This is a genomic window from Lacticaseibacillus boliensis (assembly GCF_054784775.1).
In genome coordinates this window covers 40,994-57,939 of record NZ_BAAIHN010000018.1, presented here as the reverse complement: position 1 = coordinate 57,939, position 16,946 = coordinate 40,994, and the positions used below count along the sequence as shown (strand labels likewise).

The window sequence follows — 16,946 nt, the reverse complement described above, 5'->3', positions numbered from 1 at the left end:
TCTCAAGCTAAAAATTACCAAAAACAGCGCCTGCTGGTGGCCCAGATCCATCAGCGCGTGGCTAACCAACGCAAAAGCTTCTTACATCAGCTCAGCACGACACTCGTCAAGAACCACGACTTGGTCGCTGCTGAAGAACTGCGCAGCAAGAATCTCTTAAAAAATCATGCGTTAGCCATGAGCATTAGTGACGTTGGCTGGCGGCAATTTCTGACGATGCTGGCGTATAAAGCACAATTGCATCACAAGCAGTTCATCACCGTTAACCCCAAAAACACGACGCAGACTTGCCACGCCTGCGGATTCGTGATGGGAACGGCAAGCACCAACAAACTGACGCTAGCCCAACGAGAATGGCACTGCCCACAATGCGGCCAACACCACATGCGTGACTGGAACGCTGCCCAGAATATTCTGACTAAGGGTCTCGCCGCAATTGCGTAATCATGCACCAAGTCCCTATGGCAACCTGGGGACATTAAAGCTGCAGGAATTGGTTTGCCTACACTGGCCGCTTGGTCAGCGCGCAGACTCTATCTGCGGAAATTGTGGCAAGGAAGTGATTCGGCTTCTGTCCCCGCAAGCCCCTGAATTGATTCAGGGGTGGTTGACTCTAATTGCCGCCGATACTTGGTTAACTGTGTCTGCGGAATATGGCAGTAATCATCTGGAAATCGATCCTGATGCTCCAGGGCACTTTTGACATAGTTGGCAAGCGGAAGTACGTCCACCGCGATCTGGTCGCGGTCAGCTCTGGTGGCGATGAAGGCTTGCGCGGCGTCGAATGTGGTTTTGTCACATTCCGCGTACTCGTCGTAGGCACCGGCAAAGTAGATCGTTTCTAGCGATTTTTCACGCAGTTGATATCTACCTCGCTCACTCACTTAAACAGCGGTGCCAACTGTTTATGAAGGGAGCGACTTTTTGGGTGCGGTGGATGCTGGCAAGCTTTACGTTGCACAGAATCGCGGACTTCACCATGGGGTCCAGCATAGGCTTTGGCCGGCTTTCACGTCGATTCTGCGCCGATTTTAAAATTTCACCTATCCCATTCCCCGGAGAGCCAGAAATGGGGCAGGATTTTTCTGTGGCTTTTTCTAGATAGCGTTTACATTTAACGCTAGCCAGGTCCCAATGCTCGCGGTAAAATGAGACAACAGGAGGAAAAGCCATGACAAAAATGAGGTTGGGGTTAACCATCGGGGTCTGCCTGCTTGCGCTTGGGGGCGCGGCGGGTTGTGGTCAGACGTCTAAGTCGAGCACCAAGGCCAGCTCGACGACGTCATCGCATTCGTCGCACAAAACCAAGCCGTTGTTGCCGGTCGATAAGTCATCGAAGCGCGAATCTTCATCAGCGAAATCGAACCAATCGTCGAGTCGCGCATCTGCTTCGCAAGCGTCGTCGACCCAATCGTCGCAACCGGCAACGCGTGCCGCGACGGTTAAGCAAACGACTAACACGAGTACGAGTCGTTCAGCAGCATCCAGCTCAGCGCCTGCCCAATCGGCGACCATGCAGTTCAGCGCGATCCAAGCCGGCGATTACAGCAGCTTGGTCGGAAACTGGCGAGAAGTTGCGGAAGCCGCCAACTACCAAGATGGCAACGGCGTTCGCTATGGCGATATCAAAACCCCGGGGCCGCTGACCGTCACTGCAAATTCGATCAGTACTGTTGACATGACGATGAAAGCAGGCATCATCACCTCGAACGGCCAAACTGGGAAGATGACATTTCAGCAACGAAGCGGCGGCTTAACCGCGGATGGAAATGTCGGGGCGATCGCGTGGACGATCTGGTTTTATCCGAAAGGGACGTCTGTGGCAACCATTGTGGATGATCCTAAGTACGCGGCTAATCTTGATGCCAGCCGCGAGCATGTGGTTGCGCGTGAGAGCAACAATGACTTTGTCCAGGTGTTTGAGCGACAATAAATTACCGCCGATACTTATGTAGCTGTGCCTGCGGAATATGGCAGTAATCATCTGGAAACCGATCCAGGTGATCCTGATGTTCCGGGGCACTTTTGACATAGTTGGCCAGCGGTAGCACCTCGACCACGACTCGGTCGCGGTCGCTTCTCGCGTCGATGAAGGCTTGCGCGGCTTGTAGGTGCGTGGCGGCGAGACTGTAGACGCCTGTGCGATATTTCCGGCCCACATCGATGCCTTGTTGGTTGACGCTATAAGGGTCGATGGCTTCAAAAAAATATTCCATCAGCCGGGCGACCGAGACGTCAGCGGGGTCGAATGTGGTTTTGACACATTCCGCGTAGCCGTCGTAGGCACCAGCGAGTGTGTTCGTGGCGCCGTTTGCGCGGCCGGCTTCGGTGGCGACAACGCCGGGCAGCGTCTTGATGTAGGCTTGCACACCCCACAAGCACCCGCCGGCAAAGTAGATCGTTTCTAGTTCACGCATAATAGATGCCTCGCTCATTCAAACAACGGCGCTAGTTGCCGGTGGCTTTCCAACTGCCGCGCCAAGACCACGGCCAACACCGCCTTGATCATGTCTCCAGGCAAGAAGGCGATCTGTGCCGCCAGCGCCGCGCCGACAGAGAGGTGGCTTTGCACGACCAAGCCCATGGCGCCGCAGAAGTCGATTAGGCAGACACCGGCGATCAAGGCCACCAGTAGCTCCTGCCACCAGTGAGCACGCGCATGGCAGAGCCGCAACGAAAGCGCCATCGCCGCCGGGGCCAGGACGTACCCGGCCAGATACCCGCAGGTGGGCCCGACGAATACCGAGAGCCCGCCGCGGCCGCCTGCCAAGAACGGTAGCCCTAACGCCACCAAGGCCAGAAAGATCAAGACGGCCAACGTGCCGCGCTTGGCGCCGAACAAGAGGCCGGCCAAGAAGATCCCTAACGCCTGAAGCGTCAAGGGGACCGGAATGAAGCCTAGCGGAATCGCCGGGAAGAAGCCTAAGACGATCATGATCGCCACCATCAAGGCGACCTGGGTCAAGTGTTTTGTGTGCATGAGTCTGCCTCCATCTGAGTGAATTGATAAGGCGAGTATAGAGCTGGTAACCCGTGATGTCAATCATGGGTTACAAACAGCTTCGCGCAAAAAAATAGGCCCGTTGGTGGGAGATAACCTCACCAGCGGGCCTAGTTTTGTCATGTTTAGTTGATCTTGCGCTTCGGGTTCAATAGGTTCATCGGGTCAAACAGCGCCTTGATCTGGTGTTGAAGGACGTCGACGTCTTCGCCGAGCTCGGCGTTGTTCCACTGGTTCTTCAGCATCCCCACGGCGTGTTCGCCGGAGATGGTGCCGCCAAGTTCCAGCGTCTTTTTGAACATCAACGACAGCGCCTGGCTGACCTTGGCCGGGACGCCTTCTTCGTCAAGCGGCCAGACGATGGACGGGTGGACGTTGCCGTCGCCGGCGTGGCCGGCGGTGTAGATCTTCAAGTCGAGGTCTTGGCCGACTTGTTTGATGTAGTCCATCATCGGCGCCAGCTGTGACAGCGGCATCGCCATGTCTTCCATGATGTGATTCTGGCCGGTGAAGATCGCCGGTAACATGTCGCGGCGGAGTTTTTCCAGCTTGGCTTGTTCCTCGGGCTTTTCGGTGACGGTGATGTCTGAGGCACCGTGTTTGGTCAACAAGTCGTTGAGCACGTCCATGGCTTGTTTGGTGCCGTTGTCGATCTTGAAGATCAACATCGCGCCGGATTCCTTGCTGTAGTCGGTGCCGTCGTACTTATCGATGGCTTCGATGGTCGGATGGTCCAGCGCTTCCAGCATTGTTGGGTAGACGCCGGAAATCCGGATCTCGGCGACAGCTTGCGCTAAGGCGGTCATGTTATCGAAAAAGGCCATGCCCATGACTGGCGTGCCCAGCGGGATCGGCATCAGCTTGACGGTGACTTCGGTGATGATGCCAAGCGTCCCTTCTGACCCGACAAACAGTTGGGTGAGGTCATACCCGAAGGCCTGCTTGAGCGTGCGGCCGCCGACTTTGATTTCGCGGCCGTCTGCTAAGACCACCTTGAGCCCGAGCACGTTGTCTTTGGTCGCGCCGTATTTGACGGTACTCATCCCGCCGGCGTTGGTCGCGACGTTGCCGCCGATGCCGGAAATCGGCTTGGAGCCAGGATCTGGGGCGTAGAACATGCCTTGTTTCCGCGCTTCCTTGTCGAGGTCGCCGTTGATGACGCCGGGTTCGACCACGGCCAGCGAGTCGGCCTTGCTGATCTCTTTGATCTGGTTCATGCCGGCGGTGGATAGAATGAAGCTGCCGGCGATGCCATCGGCGCCGATCACGGTGCTGGTGAACCGATTCTGGCTGACGACGGGGATGTGATACTTGCGGGCGATCTTGAGGACGCCTTGAATGTCGGCGGTGCTGTGGGCGTCAATGAACGCCAGCGCCAGGCCAGAATCGTCATCGGTCAAGCGCGGCGAGAAGGATTGCTTTTTCAGGGTCTCCGGGTCGGTCAAAACGCGACCATCTGGCACGTTGGCTTTGAGGTCGGCAAAAATCTCGTCATTGGAAAATGCAGAAAAAACTGTCATGGGAAGACTTCCTTTCGGTAACTGTTTACAGAATTACCCTACCACTATCAAGACGCCAGGGGTTAGCGTTTTTGTCGGTCCCTTTATTAGGCCGAACCGCCAACTCGTGGTAAGGTTAACTTAACTATCATAGAATTGCGAGGATTGACCATTGATCGAAGCACATACTGTTCAACTCATGCAACGCGACTTAAGCGCGATCTCCAACCACCAGATCACTACCGTCTTAAACCTGATGGACGACGGCAACACGGTGCCGTTCATCGCCCGCTACCGTAAGGAAATGACCGGCAGCCTGGATGAGGTGCAGATTCAAGACATCGAGCAGGCCTACAAGCGCGTCACCGCCTTGCAAGACCGCCAAGACGCGGTGATCAAAAGCATCGACGAACTGGGCAAGCTGACGCCAAAGCTCCGCCAACATATCAAAGCCGCCACTAAGTTACAAGACGTCGAAGACCTGTATCTGCCATATAAGCAGAAGCGCCAAACCAAGGCCCAAGTGGCGCGTAGCCGAGGGTTAGAGCCGCTGGCCAAGTGGCTGTTGACCTTCCCGAGCGGCAGCCTGCAGGCGATGGCCAAAAAGTACGTGAATCCGGCCAAGGAATTGCGGACCACGCAAGACGTGCTGGACGGGGCCCACGAGATCCTCGCGGAGACTTTCAGTGAAGTTGCGACCATTCGCAACTGGGTGCGCGGCTATACCCAGCGCACCGGCAAGATCGTCGCAACGGTGAAGCCCAAAGGCAAGGAAATGGATGAAAAGGGCGTCTACCAGCAGTATTACGACTTCCAAGAGGCCATCAATAAGCTGACAGCCACGCGGACGCTGGCACTCAACCGCGGGGAAAAAGAAAAAATCTTGACGGTGAAGGTCAAAGTCGATCTGGATCCTGTGATGACCTTCCTCCACTTCCGCCTGATCGGCAAACACCCAGAGACCGCGGCCACGGCGTTCATCGAAGACGCCTATCAAGACGCGTACAAGCGCTTCGTTGGCCCGGCCATCGAACGCGAGGTCCGCAACGCTTTGACGGAAGACGCGGCGGCCAAGTCGATCAAGGTCTTCGGGCAAAACCTCTACAACTTGTTGATGCAGGCGCCGATCAAAGGCAAGGTGGTCTTGGGCTTTGACCCGGCCTACCGCACTGGCTGCAAGCTGGCAGTGGTGGATGCCAACGGCAAGTTCCTGGACAAAGCCGTGATCTACCCGCACAAACCGGCGTCAGAAGCCAAGCGCAATGCGGCGGCCGGTGAGCTGACGGCGATCCTGGAGAAATACCACGTCGAAATGATCGCGATCGGCAACGGCACAGCGAGTCGTGAATCGGAACAGTTCGTGGCGGAGACCTTGCGTCAGCTGGACCGGGATGTTTTTTACGTCATCGTCAACGAAGCCGGCGCTTCTGTGTATTCTGCCAGCCAGGCCGCGCGCGATGAGTTCCCGGACCTGCACGTCGAACAGCGCAGCGCCATCAGCATCGCCCGGCGCCTGCAAGATCCCTTGGCCGAGCTGGTCAAGATCGATCCTGAGGCAGTCGGCGTTGGTCAGTACCAACACGACCTGCCGGCCAAAGACCTCGCCGGCGAAGTCGACGCGGTGGTCGAACGCGCCGTCAACCGCGTGGGCGTCAACCTCAACACCGCCAGCGTGCCGCTGTTGACGCGGATCTCTGGCTTGTCTAAGACGATCGCCACCAACATCGTGGCTTACCGCGACGAACACGGCGCCTACCATAGCCGCGCGGAATTGAAAAAAGTCCCACGCCTCGGCCCCAAGGCGTTCGAGCAGTCTGTCGGCTTCTTGCGCATCCCAGACGGCAAGAACGCGCTGGACAACACCGATATCCATCCGGAAAGCTATCCGGTCGCCAGAAAAGTGCTCGCCGCCGCTCACGTGTCCCAAGCGGCGATCGGCACCGACGCCGCCAAAGATAAGCTGTTGCGCGTCGACTTGCGGCCGCTGCTCGACACCGGCGTCGGTGAACAGACGTTGCAAGACATCGTCGCCAGCCTGCAAAATCCAGGCCGCGATCTGCGCGACAACATGCAAGCGCCGCTGTTGCGCAAAGACGTGTTGACGATGGCAGACCTCGTGCCGGGGATGAAGCTTGAAGGCACCGTGCGCAACGTCGTGGACTTCGGGGCGTTTGTCGATATCGGCGTCAAACACGACGGGCTCGTGCATGTGTCGAAGATGGCCGCCAAATATGTCCGCGATCCCAAGAAAGTCGTGGCAGTCGGCGACATCGTGACGGTGTGGATCGATTCGGTGGACTTGAAGCGCGAACGGATCCAGCTGGCGATGGTGGCACCGAAGTGATGATTTAGACGGTTTGGGTCCGTTGATCTCAAAAGCTGAGACTGGCGGGCTTTTTGCGTTATTGTCCAAATGGGGTTGGCGAACTCTGCGGATCCAGTCGCTTGTAGCGACGAAAACAGCCAGATGCTCACGGCATCTGGCTGTTTTGATAGCTTTGCACATGTCTGGGGACGACGATCAGCGCCTTGGTTGCGACCTGCGCCAGCGCCGTGTCTAGCGTCCCCAACGTTGCTTGTAGCTGGGCTTGAAAGTGCGCAAAGGGTACAGACGGGGTGCGCTCGGCGAACAACAATGCCTGTTGGCTGGCCAGCCACGCGTCACCGGGCATCGCGCCCAACACGAAGCGGCGGGTCAAGTCGTTGAAGGTGGCTTGTTTGCTTGGCGGCAGGTGGTGCAGGCTCCAGGCGTTGGCAAGTGTCACGAGGGCAAACATGGTGGCGGCCTGTTGCCGGACGAAAACGTCGCGGGCTTGGGTTGAGGCGAGATACCCGGTTGTGGTCGTCCCGGTGACAGCGAAGTCGTCACCGATGTTGCCGCCGAGGCGGGCGAGGTCTGGCAAGGCCACGAAGGCGGGCAGCGGATTCTCTCGGACGTCAAACCAACCGCCGCCCACCGGTTGGGATGGTTTCCCGGTAGCTGTGAGTTGGACACAGGTCGTGACATCCAGCCAATGCAGGCGCAGATCAATCATCGGCATCACACTTTCTCGTGGCGCGGAACAGATCGCGATAGCGCCACCAGTCCGCCACAAACTGTTCGCGGGCCGGGGCGACTTTGCGCAGCGAGTGCCTGAACAGGTTCAGGAATCTCGCGGCGTTCACTTGGGCTTCGAGCGGCGCGTCCGCTTCTGTGGCGTGAATGGCGGTGGCCTTGGTGAAAACGACCGCGGGTTGTAAGGCCGCGTCGATGATCGCATCTAGGCGCGTGACATTTTCTTGCAACCTGGCTTGCATGATCGCAAGCTTGCGTCGCATCTGGACGTTGGTCGGTGCCAGGGCTTGCTGGTTTTGCATCCAGGTGTTTGCATTGATCTCGCCGCGCCTGAATGCCGCTGTCTGTTCCGCAAAGCGTTCTTGTTGCCAGCGCTTGTACTTACGCCGGCCCCAATTCTCGGCAATGCGGGTCATCGACTTGACCTCCCGGGCGATCAGTTTGCGCGTCTGGATCAAGCGGTAGTGCGGCATCAAGTGTAGTGGGGTGACGTTGCCAATGATGACGAGGAAGTCGTCTGGCTGCCAGTCGTAGTCGACCAGATCTTTGAAGTCGATGAACGCGTATTCGAAGGCGTCGACGATGAAGTCGCTGTGGTTGTCGGCGATGACGAAGCTGGTGAGCGCGACCAGGGCCCCGTCGCGTTGCGTCGCTGTGTCGACGCGGTCGCGCACCAAGACGTATGCGTCAACGTCGATGATTTTTCCGATCACTTGGGCTTTGATCACCATGGCTTAATCCTTCTGTTTTGCTTGTTGTTGATGGTAGGCTTTAGCTTCTTCGCGATACTTGTGCCATTCTTGCTTATAGTTTTCGCGCATGGGGACGCCTGCGATCAAGACTTCGCGATAGATCGGGACGTCATTGGGGTCGGTGATTTTGCTGGCAGGGGTCGTGGTCTGATAGGCGCTGCTGACGACCTTGCTGAAGATCAGCGTGTATTCTGCGGCCTGGGCGACACTAGAGACGAGGTCTTGTTCCAGCGGCTGGATCTTAGTCTGAAATTTGAGAAACTTCTGGGAAGGCTCGCGGTCGCCGAATAACAAAAGTTGCAGGCTAGCACGCCAACTGGACAGGTAAAGTTCACCTTTGACCAGCCTGTCGGTGAGCTCATCATAAGCGATCAATTGATTACCTTTGAGGTTGTGTTTGCCCCAGGTGTTGATGACACTTGCCAGTTTCAAGGTGGCGTTTTTGATCAGTTTGCGATGTTGGTCGAGATTATCGCGGCTGGTGACGTAATCGCCTTCGATGGTGCCGGTAAACGTGATCTCGTCGCCGAGCTTGAGGCCTTGGTTCACCAGTTCGCCGAAATCGACGATGGCATGCTGAAAATCGATGTTTTCCAGGTAACTGAGTTCTCCTATGGGGAAAAAGTCGATGACTTCAAAAAGTCCGGCGTCGATGCTTGAGGTCACCTTGCCGGTATTGCCGACGGTGACGTACGTGTCGACGTCGATCCAACGGCCGGTCATTCTTGCTTGAATTTCCATGTTCTCAATCCTTTCATGTCGGCAAGACGCCGAGCGGGTCATAGGTGTGCAGATCTTCAGGCCGCCAGTAAGGTTTGTTCAGACGCTCAAATTCTGCCTGCAAAGACGCTTCGTATAACGGCAGGTGCGCATCGGTGAGCACACGCTGGGTCGTCAAAAATTGTTGATACAACTGGTATTGATAAGCTGGATCGCCTGCTTTTTTAGGATCGTTGTCCGGCAGGTTGAGGGGTTTGAGCACTTTATATTTTTCTAGAATGTACATACTATTGCCCACTCTGCGAGCGTGGGTGATCATAAAGGCTTGTTGGGTAAGCTTGGCGAGTTGGCGCTCACTGTCACGGGCGATCTGCCAGCATTGGGCGATGATCTTAGCAAAAGCGGCCTGTTGTGATTCACCACTGTTGGAGAGAAGTGGGGATAAACGACGAATCAACCGGTCAACTGTGATGTCGTTACGACGATAGCTTAATAATAGGCGGCGGATCTTGCTCGCGCTGGCTTTCCAAATGGTAGGGACTAATCGGGCGAAGCCTTTGGTGATCAGGAAGCTGATCCGGTCGTGCGTATCGCGTTGTAGTTGACGAACACGGCGATCGTCTGTACTGTGGCGCAGAAGGTGCACTGAGATGACCTCAGCATCCAACCCAATACGATCAGCATAGCCAGTAAAGTTCACCGAATGTTTGATGAAGTCTTCATCAAATTCAGCGAAAATTGTCATCGGTTGCCAAGGTAATTGCACGCGGTGTTTCACTTTCCCTGCTGTAAAATAATCTGAGACGCCAATCAGAATCGTGCGGTGACTTTCCAACTCGTCATTGGGCATGATGAAGATCGTTCTCATTGCGCCGACAGTGATTCCGTTAAAGTGAACTGCTACCATTGGCTTCACCTCCTTATTTCATAGTATGGAAGCGGTTGTGAAAATTCGCAACTTTTACGCTTTTCATTTTGGAAGGCAAAATATTTGCCACCGCTTACAACCCATGAGATAATGGCATCAGGAGTTGGGAAAAGGCATGTGTTAGCCGGCTCCCCGCATGTCTTTTGTTTCCCCAGCACACCAGTGAGACCGTCCACAGTTTCCTGATCCTAGGAGGCTGGATCTCCAATATCAGATGATACCGGTATACTTGACGGCTGGATACAAGGCTACAGCCAATTTCGGTATGAATGGATGCACAACCACTTGGTGACAAGTGAAGCTGTCTAAGCGTCGTAATCCGAAACGCGTTGCAAAGCAAATGTAGGATTTAGAGGGGTCAAAGGTCAAGACCGGCGGCGTCGCGGCGCATTCAGGTACACAGAGCTTTCCAGCGTGCACTTTGCGCGTAGCGTAACGCGTACTTTTGTTGTGGTGGCAATGCCACCGCGACAAAAGTGCCGTTAGGCCTAGCGCATTGCGCTGGAAAGCTCGACTAGGAAACAGAGCGAAGGGACGCGCATTTAGCGGGTCGGGTAGCCTAGCCATCACCATTGGGGCGGGTTTTGCCCCGAGGGTGATGGCGTAGCTAGCCGCACCCGCGTTGCGTCCCGTAGCTCGACTATCTCAGAGCAAAGGAGGCTCGCCCACTGACAGTTGCAGACAGCCACGGTCGATTTTGACAGGACACCTGTCAAAATTGACTACACCAGGATGCTTCTTTAAGTGCGCGTTTCCTCCGAAACTCACCTAGGCAAAAATTTGAACTCAAAACAGCTTATTTGAGTTACCCATAAAAACCAGCCACGATACGGATCCCGTACCGTGGCTTTGGTGCGTCTAAAAACATTTTTGGTTAACAACGTCGCCAACTTGGCGTATCATAAAAGCCCATCTGCTTGAGATCAAGGCATTCATTGATAGTGTTTTAGCAGAAAACCCCTGATTTTAATTAGGGGAGGAATGCCGTCCTGTACCTGTTTCTCCCTTGTTAGTTTGGTGTCTTTACACAGGAACGTATGTTTGATATAATTTCTGTGGAGGGATAGCCATGAAACAAGCCGCCACCCTAAAGTTGCGCATGACACTCACTGCAGAGGATGCGCTGTTGTTACAAGAAACGATGAACCAGTTTGCGTTGGGCTGCCAACTAGTGTCGCAGTACGTCTTCGACCACGAATTTGTCCTTGATCAATATGCCCTGCATGAGGCACTGTATCGTCAATTGCGCGCAAAGCTTGGGTTAAAAGCTCAGATGGCACAGTCTGCTATCCGGCACGTTGTTGGCAACTACAAGACAGTACAAACCCAGATGAAAGATGAACCGTATGCTTTCCGGGATCGTTATACAGGCCAGTGGACGCGATGCCCACGAGACCTTACTTGGTTGCGACAGCCGTTACAGTATCGTAAACCACAATTAAAGTTAGTGCGCAACCGAGACTGGTCGTGGTTGAAAGACGGTCGCTTGTCGCTCAATACCTTAACCAAACGCGTGCGTGTCACTCCGCATGTGCAAGGATTTGAACAATATTTAACCGCTGACTGGCAACTTGGTGCAGCGACTGTGGTTCGCACTGGCGGCCATTATTTCTTGCATATTTCGGCCATCAAGGAACTCCCTGATATTGACCGCCAGCAGTTTCAAGACATAGTTGGCATCGATCGTGGCTTACGCTTTGTGCTGGTCACCCATGATTCTGCTGGGAAAAGCAACTTTGTTTCTGGCAAGGCAATTGCGAACAAGCGGGCCAAGTACGACCGCCTTCGCCAACAACTGCAACGCAAGCACACAAAATCTGCTAAACGGCGCCTAGGCCGACTTTCGGGACGAGAGAACCGCTGGATGAGCGATGTCAATCATTGCTTGTCAAAGACACTCGTCTCAAAGGCATCACCTAAGACGTTATTTGTTGTCGAAGACCTTACAGGCGTCCGTCAACAATCCAGACGCCAAGCACAAGCGCGACGAGAACTCCATTCTTGGGCCTTCTTCGAACTGGAACAAGATATTCACTACAAGGCGGTCTTAGCAGGCCACGAAGTTATTACGGTTTCGGCTCGATATACCAGTCAGCGGTGCGCAAAGTGTGGACGAATTGATAAGACCCAGCGTGATCGCCAGCACCATGAATATCGCTGTGCCGCGTGTGGCTACCATAGTAACGACGACCGGATTGCGGCAATGAACTTAGTGACTCTGGGTCAGCAGTACGTGGCTGGTAACAACCATCCACGCTTTACAAAAGAAGTTGTCAGGTAAACCTGATAATTGACGGGCATTGTCAACTGCCCGACGATGCGGTCGCAATAAAGTGGGAGCCTGGAAGGTGTTAGACCACTGTGTCAATGACACGCGAGCTGCAAGCCACTGAATTTATTCGGTGGTAGTTGACCGCTTTCAAGCAAAATCTGAACGTGCGCTTCGACGCGTAAAAAAGAAATTTCAACATAACTATGCACTCGCATAGTTATTTGTGCTATACTCATTTTTGCAATCAAGCACACGGAGGAAAACACATGAAATTAATTACCGTCGAAGAACATTACGACACAGATGCTAACATCAGCCAATTCAACCAATATTCAAAAGTGAAGAACAACAACCCGCGCCAAGACCAGCTGCGCCCGGATCTCGTCGACTTCAGCCGCAAGGTCGCCTACATGGACGCCAACGGCATCGACATGCAGGTGATCTCAGACGCCGGCAACTCCGCGCAGGTCTTGCCAGACCAATACGCCGTTGACGGCGCGCGTGCACAAAACGAGACCCTGGCCGAAAACATCAGCCAGTATCCCGACCGCTTCGCCGGCTTGGCAACCTTGCCGGCCAACGTGCCGGACAAGGCCGCCGAAGAACTCGACAGAGCGGTCACCAAGCTCGGCATGAAAGGCGCCATCATCAGCGGCACCGTCGACGGGCAGTTCCTCGATGACCCGAAGTTTGAGGCGATTTTTGCCCAAGCCGACAAGCTGCACACGACCCTGTATCTGCACCCGGGCATCATCTCTGATGAACAAAAGCAGATGCTTTACGCCAGCAAGGCCTATTCCGATTTCACCGCGACCATGATGGCCGGGGCGATGTGGGGCTGGCACATGGAAGCCGGCATCCAGGTGATGCGTCTGATCACCGCCGGCTTGTTGGAAAAATATCCGCATGTCAAGCTGGCGACCGGCCATTGGGGCGAGTTCGTGCCGATGTTTTTGGAACGGCTCGACGGCTTCGGCCCGTTTGTTTCGAAGCTGCCGCTGAAGTTTTCGGATTACTACAAGCGCCAGGTCTACCTGTCACCATCTGGCATGTTCACTGCGCCGCAGATGCAGCTGGCGTTGACCGAAGTGGGGGCCGATCACATCATGTGGTCTGAAGACTTCCCTTATGTGCAAGCCGGCAAAACGACTCGGCAGTTCCTCGAACAAGCCGACCTGACAGCCACGCAACGCGAAGCGATCGCCCACAAGACGGCCGAAACTGTCTTTGGGCTATAAAAAGGAGAATACAATGCAAATTGGAATCATCGGCGCCACCGGCCATATCGGCCAAGGCATCACCAAAGCGGCTTTGGCAGAAGGGCATGACGTCACGGCGTTTGTCCGCAACGCCTTGAAGGCCAGAGATCTGTTCGGGCCGGCTGTGGCCATCGTCGAAAAAGACGCGCTGGCTTTGACCCGAGCCGATCTGGCAGGCCTCGACGTCGTGATCGATGCGTTTGCGTCGATCGCCACCCCGACCGCGCACCTGGATCTGGCCACCAAGCTGATCGGCTTTTTCCGCGGCGACACGCGCACCCGCTTGATCTTCATCATCGGGGCCTCGAGCTTGCACACCCCAGACGGCAACACCTTGTTGGCGGACTTGCAGAAGCAATACGCCGATCAGCCGTGGCTGGCAGGGATGGTGCAACAAAATCACGAGCTCGCGTTCCTGCAATGGGTCGACGACGTGCAATGGACAGCGGTCACGCCGTCTTCAGAATTCACCGACGGTCCCAAGACCGCCTATAAGCTGGGCGGCAGTGAGTTGATGACCGGCGCAAACGGCAAGTCAGAGGTGTCGGTGGCGAATTTTGCCGCGGCCATCATGGCAGAGATCAAGGATCCGCAACACATCCGCCAGCAGTTTGCCGTCGTCGACGCCGAGGTGGCGCGATGATCGCAGACAAGCACGACAACACGATCACCAAGCAACTCCACACCGCCGCCAACATCACCATGCGCGCCTTGGAACAACGGCTGAAGCCACTGGGCGTCAACGGCAGCCAGTTCTTCTTCATCTTGAAGCTGCACGACGATCCTGGCATCACCCAAGACCAGCTCGTGCGCATGGACAGCCTCCATCAAAGCAACGTCAACCGCGAAATCGCGCAGCTGGCCAAGTTGGGGCTGGTCGACAAGCAAAAGTCACCCACCGACGGGCGCAAGTATATCTTGCGGCTGACGGCCGCCGGCGAGACGCTGTATCCGCAGGTCAAAGCCGCGCTGGATGCCCAAGAAGCCGCGCTGCATCAGGCGCTGGCCGGGCGGGTGCCGGAAGCCGATTTTTTGGCGGCGCTACGGGCGATCTCGCAACTCGAACAATAGAAAGCAGGGCGAACATGCCAGCATTGTCCATTAACGACAAAACGTATCCAGACTTGGTGATCCCGGAAGGTTATCAAGTCGTCTATGACCGGTTGGTGCCGCGCGAAAACAAGCAGGTGCACCTGCGCCGCTATCAGCCGGCCAGCCTGCCGGAAGAAGCGTTGAACCGCGAACACGTGACGGTGCTTTACGACGACAACGGCTTCTTGTATTCGTACAACGCGTTGACGCAATCGCTGAGCGGTGCGCTGCCGACGGAAAAACAAGCCTTTGCCATCGCGGAAAAACTGTGGCAGGCCATCGCGCCAGATTACCGCACCCAGCTCACGCAGCTGCGGTTGTTGGCCGGCCAACAGCGACACTATGTTGACGACGCAGGCCGCACCGTCACCATCCCCATCGTCTGGGCGAAGTATGCCAACGTCGTCCACGAAGGCAGTTACGAGTGGATCGGCTTGGGGCCGCAGGGGCGACTGGTCGAATTCGAATGTGACAACTATTGGGATTACGACGCAGGTCGGCAAAAAACCGAGATGTGGTACGGCGACGACTGGATCCGCGCCCGGCGCGGTTTAGCTCCGCAGTTGCCATCCCCGTGGCCGCTGGCGTAACAGGAGGCGCAACATGTTTGATTACAAGGTGTACACGCAGATCCCAGGTGCGTTGAGCTTGGCGGAAGCCGAGGCCATTTATCAGCGCCTGGCGCCAGAAACCCACCGAGACGACGAAGACTTTATGCTGTTGTGGTCAGACCTGTTGGCCGCCGCCAGCAACTATGTCGCCACCCGCAACCGCTGGGTGGTGATGACGGCGGCAGAACGCCAAGCCGCAGACGCCAGCCGCTCCAAGCAACACAACAATTTCATGGCGTGCCTGCAACCGCTCGGGCGCCTGGTCGCACCGGCCGACGATCAGGATTGGCTGATCGCAGCGCTGGGCGATCGCCAACAAGACCCGACCAAGCGCAAGCGCTGGGGCGATTTTGCCGGGTACTTGTTGCTGTTTGGCACGTTGGCAGGGCGCTGAACTAAGTGAAATAAAGAGATGAAGCGCACATCCGCAAAACGATGGGCGCTTTTTTGCCCAAACGAGGATGAATCACACTGACGCGTTTCCAAGTATAAAATCAAAACACACAAGCGCCTATGCATCCCGATTTCTTGAACCGGTTGCATAGGCGCTTGTTTGTCTGGACTAGAATCATCTTAAGTTCAGATCCTGTCCATATGTATGATTGATTTAGTCATCATCTGAGTCAGTGATGTTTTTTCCGTTGGGCTTGTCTAGCGTGAAGTTAACACCGTGTTTATATTCACCGTTCTTGTCTTTTGCTGTCCATTTATTAAGTTGTTTTGTGTTGATACCCGTCACAAGATAATTGACACTTGAACCCTTACCGTGAGAATAGGGAGTTTGCGAAAATAACCCAATGTAACTCTTATTGTAGATCACGTTGTCCAAGCCTGCGGTACCGGTGAAAACCCCCTCAAACGCAAATCCCGTTTGAAGTAACGAAGAGTCGTGCATCTGTTTCTTCATTGAAGCAGTGGCACTGTCGAGATATGATATCTGATTAAAGGTGATGTCTTCTTTACTAACCTTATTCCCAGTTTTATCCATAGTTACGATTGCCTTGATTTTTCGCGGCTTTGGCGCGTGATATGTTGCTGAAGCCCAGGCTTGCTTTTGAATCTTCTCATCGGTATCGTTCTCATCAATGGAGGCTCCCGTTACTTCCTTTTTAAACTTATTGAAGCTTTTACGTTCGTCAGTCTTGGCTTCTTTGATAATCTGTTTGTCACTCATTTTACTGAGTTCACCAAAGTCTTTTGACACAGCATCATATGTAGTCGCTTTACCGTTTTCCGTTACGATGATGTCATCCGGAACGTCAGTGCGGCTTAGGCTTGCCAAGCCCTCGTCCAAATCTTTATGCAGTACAAACCAAACTTTGGGCTTGCCCTGAGTTGCATCTTTGATGAATGCAATATGTTTTGCTTCATACCAATTACTTGATTGTGCGCCGGTAGATGTGCTTGAAGATCCGCCACATGCGGCGAGAAACAGCATCACGAACGAAACGGAACCAAGTGCAATGAGCCCCTTAAATCTTTTCATAAAAACCCCTCCAAAATGAATTCTGTACACAAAAGCGGGTACTGGATAATTATTAATAAAAATATAAAATATCCATTAATGAGTGTACTGCGCAATAATTGATGAATCAATAAGAAAATGTTCTGGAGAAAATACAGGCTTAGTTAGCGATGGACAGTGTCTGATGCCGGTATTTTTTCGTGTAGACATCAATCGATACTAGTCGCAGTGTAAATTATTCCAAATTACGCCATCGTGCAAAAGATAAAAAGATTGCGATAGTTTGAAGGAT

Annotated in this window: 18 protein-coding genes; 10 read left to right on the top strand and 8 right to left on the bottom strand. The window is 54.6% G+C overall.

Annotation, left to right across the window (positions count from 1 at the left end):
- The 3 genes from ACYVRB_RS08760 to ACYVRB_RS08750 all read left to right on the top strand — a co-directional run.
- On the top strand, window positions 1-444 hold a 444-nt coding region (locus ACYVRB_RS08760), incomplete at its 5' end, for an RNA-guided endonuclease InsQ/TnpB family protein (protein WP_461214828.1).
- 209 nt (window positions 445-653) lie between these two features.
- Entirely contained in the window at window positions 654-845 is a 192-nt protein-coding gene (locus ACYVRB_RS08755) for a hypothetical protein (protein WP_461214827.1), read from the top strand.
- A 326-nt stretch (window positions 846-1,171) separates the two neighbouring features.
- The gene (locus ACYVRB_RS08750) at window positions 1,172-1,933 is read left to right on the top strand and encodes a DUF6287 domain-containing protein (protein WP_461214825.1); all 762 of its coding nucleotides are present in this window, start codon (window positions 1,172-1,174) and stop codon (window positions 1,931-1,933) included.
- A 1-nt stretch (window position 1,934) separates the two neighbouring features.
- On the opposite strand, the gene ACYVRB_RS08745 is transcribed toward ACYVRB_RS08750, so the two are convergent.
- The 3 genes from ACYVRB_RS08745 to ACYVRB_RS08735 form a co-directional block, all read right to left on the bottom strand.
- Window positions 1,935-2,417, bottom strand: coding sequence for a peptide-methionine (S)-S-oxide reductase (locus ACYVRB_RS08745; RefSeq protein ID WP_461214823.1), 483 nt, complete (start codon window positions 2,415-2,417; stop codon window positions 1,935-1,937).
- A 14-nt stretch (window positions 2,418-2,431) separates the two neighbouring features.
- Window positions 2,432-2,980, bottom strand: coding sequence for a biotin transporter BioY (locus tag ACYVRB_RS08740; RefSeq protein WP_461214822.1), 549 nt, complete (start codon window positions 2,978-2,980; stop codon window positions 2,432-2,434).
- Between the two features lie 146 nt (window positions 2,981-3,126).
- Window positions 3,127-4,521: an FAD-binding oxidoreductase gene (locus ACYVRB_RS08735; protein WP_461214820.1), complete on the bottom strand. Its 1,395-nt coding sequence runs from the start codon at window positions 4,519-4,521 to the stop codon at window positions 3,127-3,129.
- 151 nt (window positions 4,522-4,672) lie between these two features.
- Here ACYVRB_RS08735 and ACYVRB_RS08730 point away from each other — a divergent pair, with 151 nt between their 5' ends.
- The gene (locus ACYVRB_RS08730; RefSeq protein ID WP_461214818.1) at window positions 4,673-6,844 is read left to right on the top strand and encodes a Tex family protein; all 2,172 of its coding nucleotides are present in this window, start codon (window positions 4,673-4,675) and stop codon (window positions 6,842-6,844) included.
- Window positions 6,845-6,971: 127 nt separating this feature from the next.
- On the opposite strand, the gene ACYVRB_RS08725 is transcribed toward ACYVRB_RS08730, so the two are convergent.
- From ACYVRB_RS08725 to ACYVRB_RS08710, 4 genes are read right to left on the bottom strand one after another with little or no spacing between them, the layout of a single operon-like run.
- Entirely contained in the window at window positions 6,972-7,541 is a 570-nt protein-coding gene (locus ACYVRB_RS08725; RefSeq protein WP_461214817.1) for a hypothetical protein, read from the bottom strand.
- The gene (locus ACYVRB_RS08720) at window positions 7,528-8,286 is read right to left on the bottom strand and encodes a hypothetical protein (RefSeq protein WP_461214815.1); all 759 of its coding nucleotides are present in this window, start codon (window positions 8,284-8,286) and stop codon (window positions 7,528-7,530) included. The genes ACYVRB_RS08725 and ACYVRB_RS08720 overlap by 14 nt, the downstream gene beginning before the upstream one ends.
- Before the next feature lie 3 nt (window positions 8,287-8,289).
- Window positions 8,290-9,048 (bottom strand): hypothetical protein, encoded by a 759-nt coding sequence (locus ACYVRB_RS08715; protein WP_461214814.1) that lies wholly within the window; start codon window positions 9,046-9,048, stop codon window positions 8,290-8,292.
- 13 nt (window positions 9,049-9,061) lie between these two features.
- Complete coding sequence (locus ACYVRB_RS08710; protein ID WP_461214812.1) at window positions 9,062-9,934, bottom strand: hypothetical protein; 873 nt, start codon at window positions 9,932-9,934, stop codon at window positions 9,062-9,064.
- A gap of 1,090 nt (window positions 9,935-11,024) precedes the next feature.
- Between ACYVRB_RS08710 and ACYVRB_RS08705 the strand changes: the two genes are divergently transcribed.
- The 6 genes from ACYVRB_RS08705 (at window position 11,025) to ACYVRB_RS08680 (ending at window position 15,583) form a co-directional block, all read left to right on the top strand.
- The gene (locus ACYVRB_RS08705; protein WP_461214811.1) at window positions 11,025-12,236 is read left to right on the top strand and encodes an RNA-guided endonuclease InsQ/TnpB family protein; all 1,212 of its coding nucleotides are present in this window, start codon (window positions 11,025-11,027) and stop codon (window positions 12,234-12,236) included.
- A 257-nt stretch (window positions 12,237-12,493) separates the two neighbouring features.
- Window positions 12,494-13,465, top strand: a complete 972-nt coding sequence (locus tag ACYVRB_RS08700; protein WP_461214810.1) for an amidohydrolase family protein — start codon at window positions 12,494-12,496, stop codon at window positions 13,463-13,465.
- Window positions 13,466-13,478: 13 nt separating this feature from the next.
- Window positions 13,479-14,129, top strand: coding sequence for an NAD(P)-dependent oxidoreductase (locus ACYVRB_RS08695; RefSeq protein WP_461214809.1), 651 nt, complete (start codon window positions 13,479-13,481; stop codon window positions 14,127-14,129).
- On the top strand, window positions 14,126-14,557 hold the full coding sequence (locus ACYVRB_RS08690) for a MarR family winged helix-turn-helix transcriptional regulator (protein WP_461214807.1): 432 nt from the start codon (window positions 14,126-14,128) through the stop codon (window positions 14,555-14,557). Before ACYVRB_RS08695 ends, ACYVRB_RS08690 begins: the two co-directional genes overlap by 4 nt.
- 14 nt (window positions 14,558-14,571) lie before the next feature.
- Window positions 14,572-15,168 carry a hypothetical protein gene (locus tag ACYVRB_RS08685; protein WP_461214806.1) on the top strand — a complete coding sequence of 199 codons (597 nt, stop codon included), beginning with the start codon at window positions 14,572-14,574 and terminating at the stop codon, window positions 15,166-15,168.
- A gap of 13 nt (window positions 15,169-15,181) precedes the next feature.
- Window positions 15,182-15,583, top strand: a complete 402-nt coding sequence (locus ACYVRB_RS08680; RefSeq protein ID WP_461214804.1) for a hypothetical protein — start codon at window positions 15,182-15,184, stop codon at window positions 15,581-15,583.
- A 213-nt stretch (window positions 15,584-15,796) separates the two neighbouring features.
- On the opposite strand, the gene ACYVRB_RS08675 is transcribed toward ACYVRB_RS08680, so the two are convergent.
- The gene (locus tag ACYVRB_RS08675; RefSeq protein ID WP_461214803.1) at window positions 15,797-16,675 is read right to left on the bottom strand and encodes a hypothetical protein; all 879 of its coding nucleotides are present in this window, start codon (window positions 16,673-16,675) and stop codon (window positions 15,797-15,799) included.
- Window positions 16,676-16,946 lie beyond the last annotated feature (271 nt).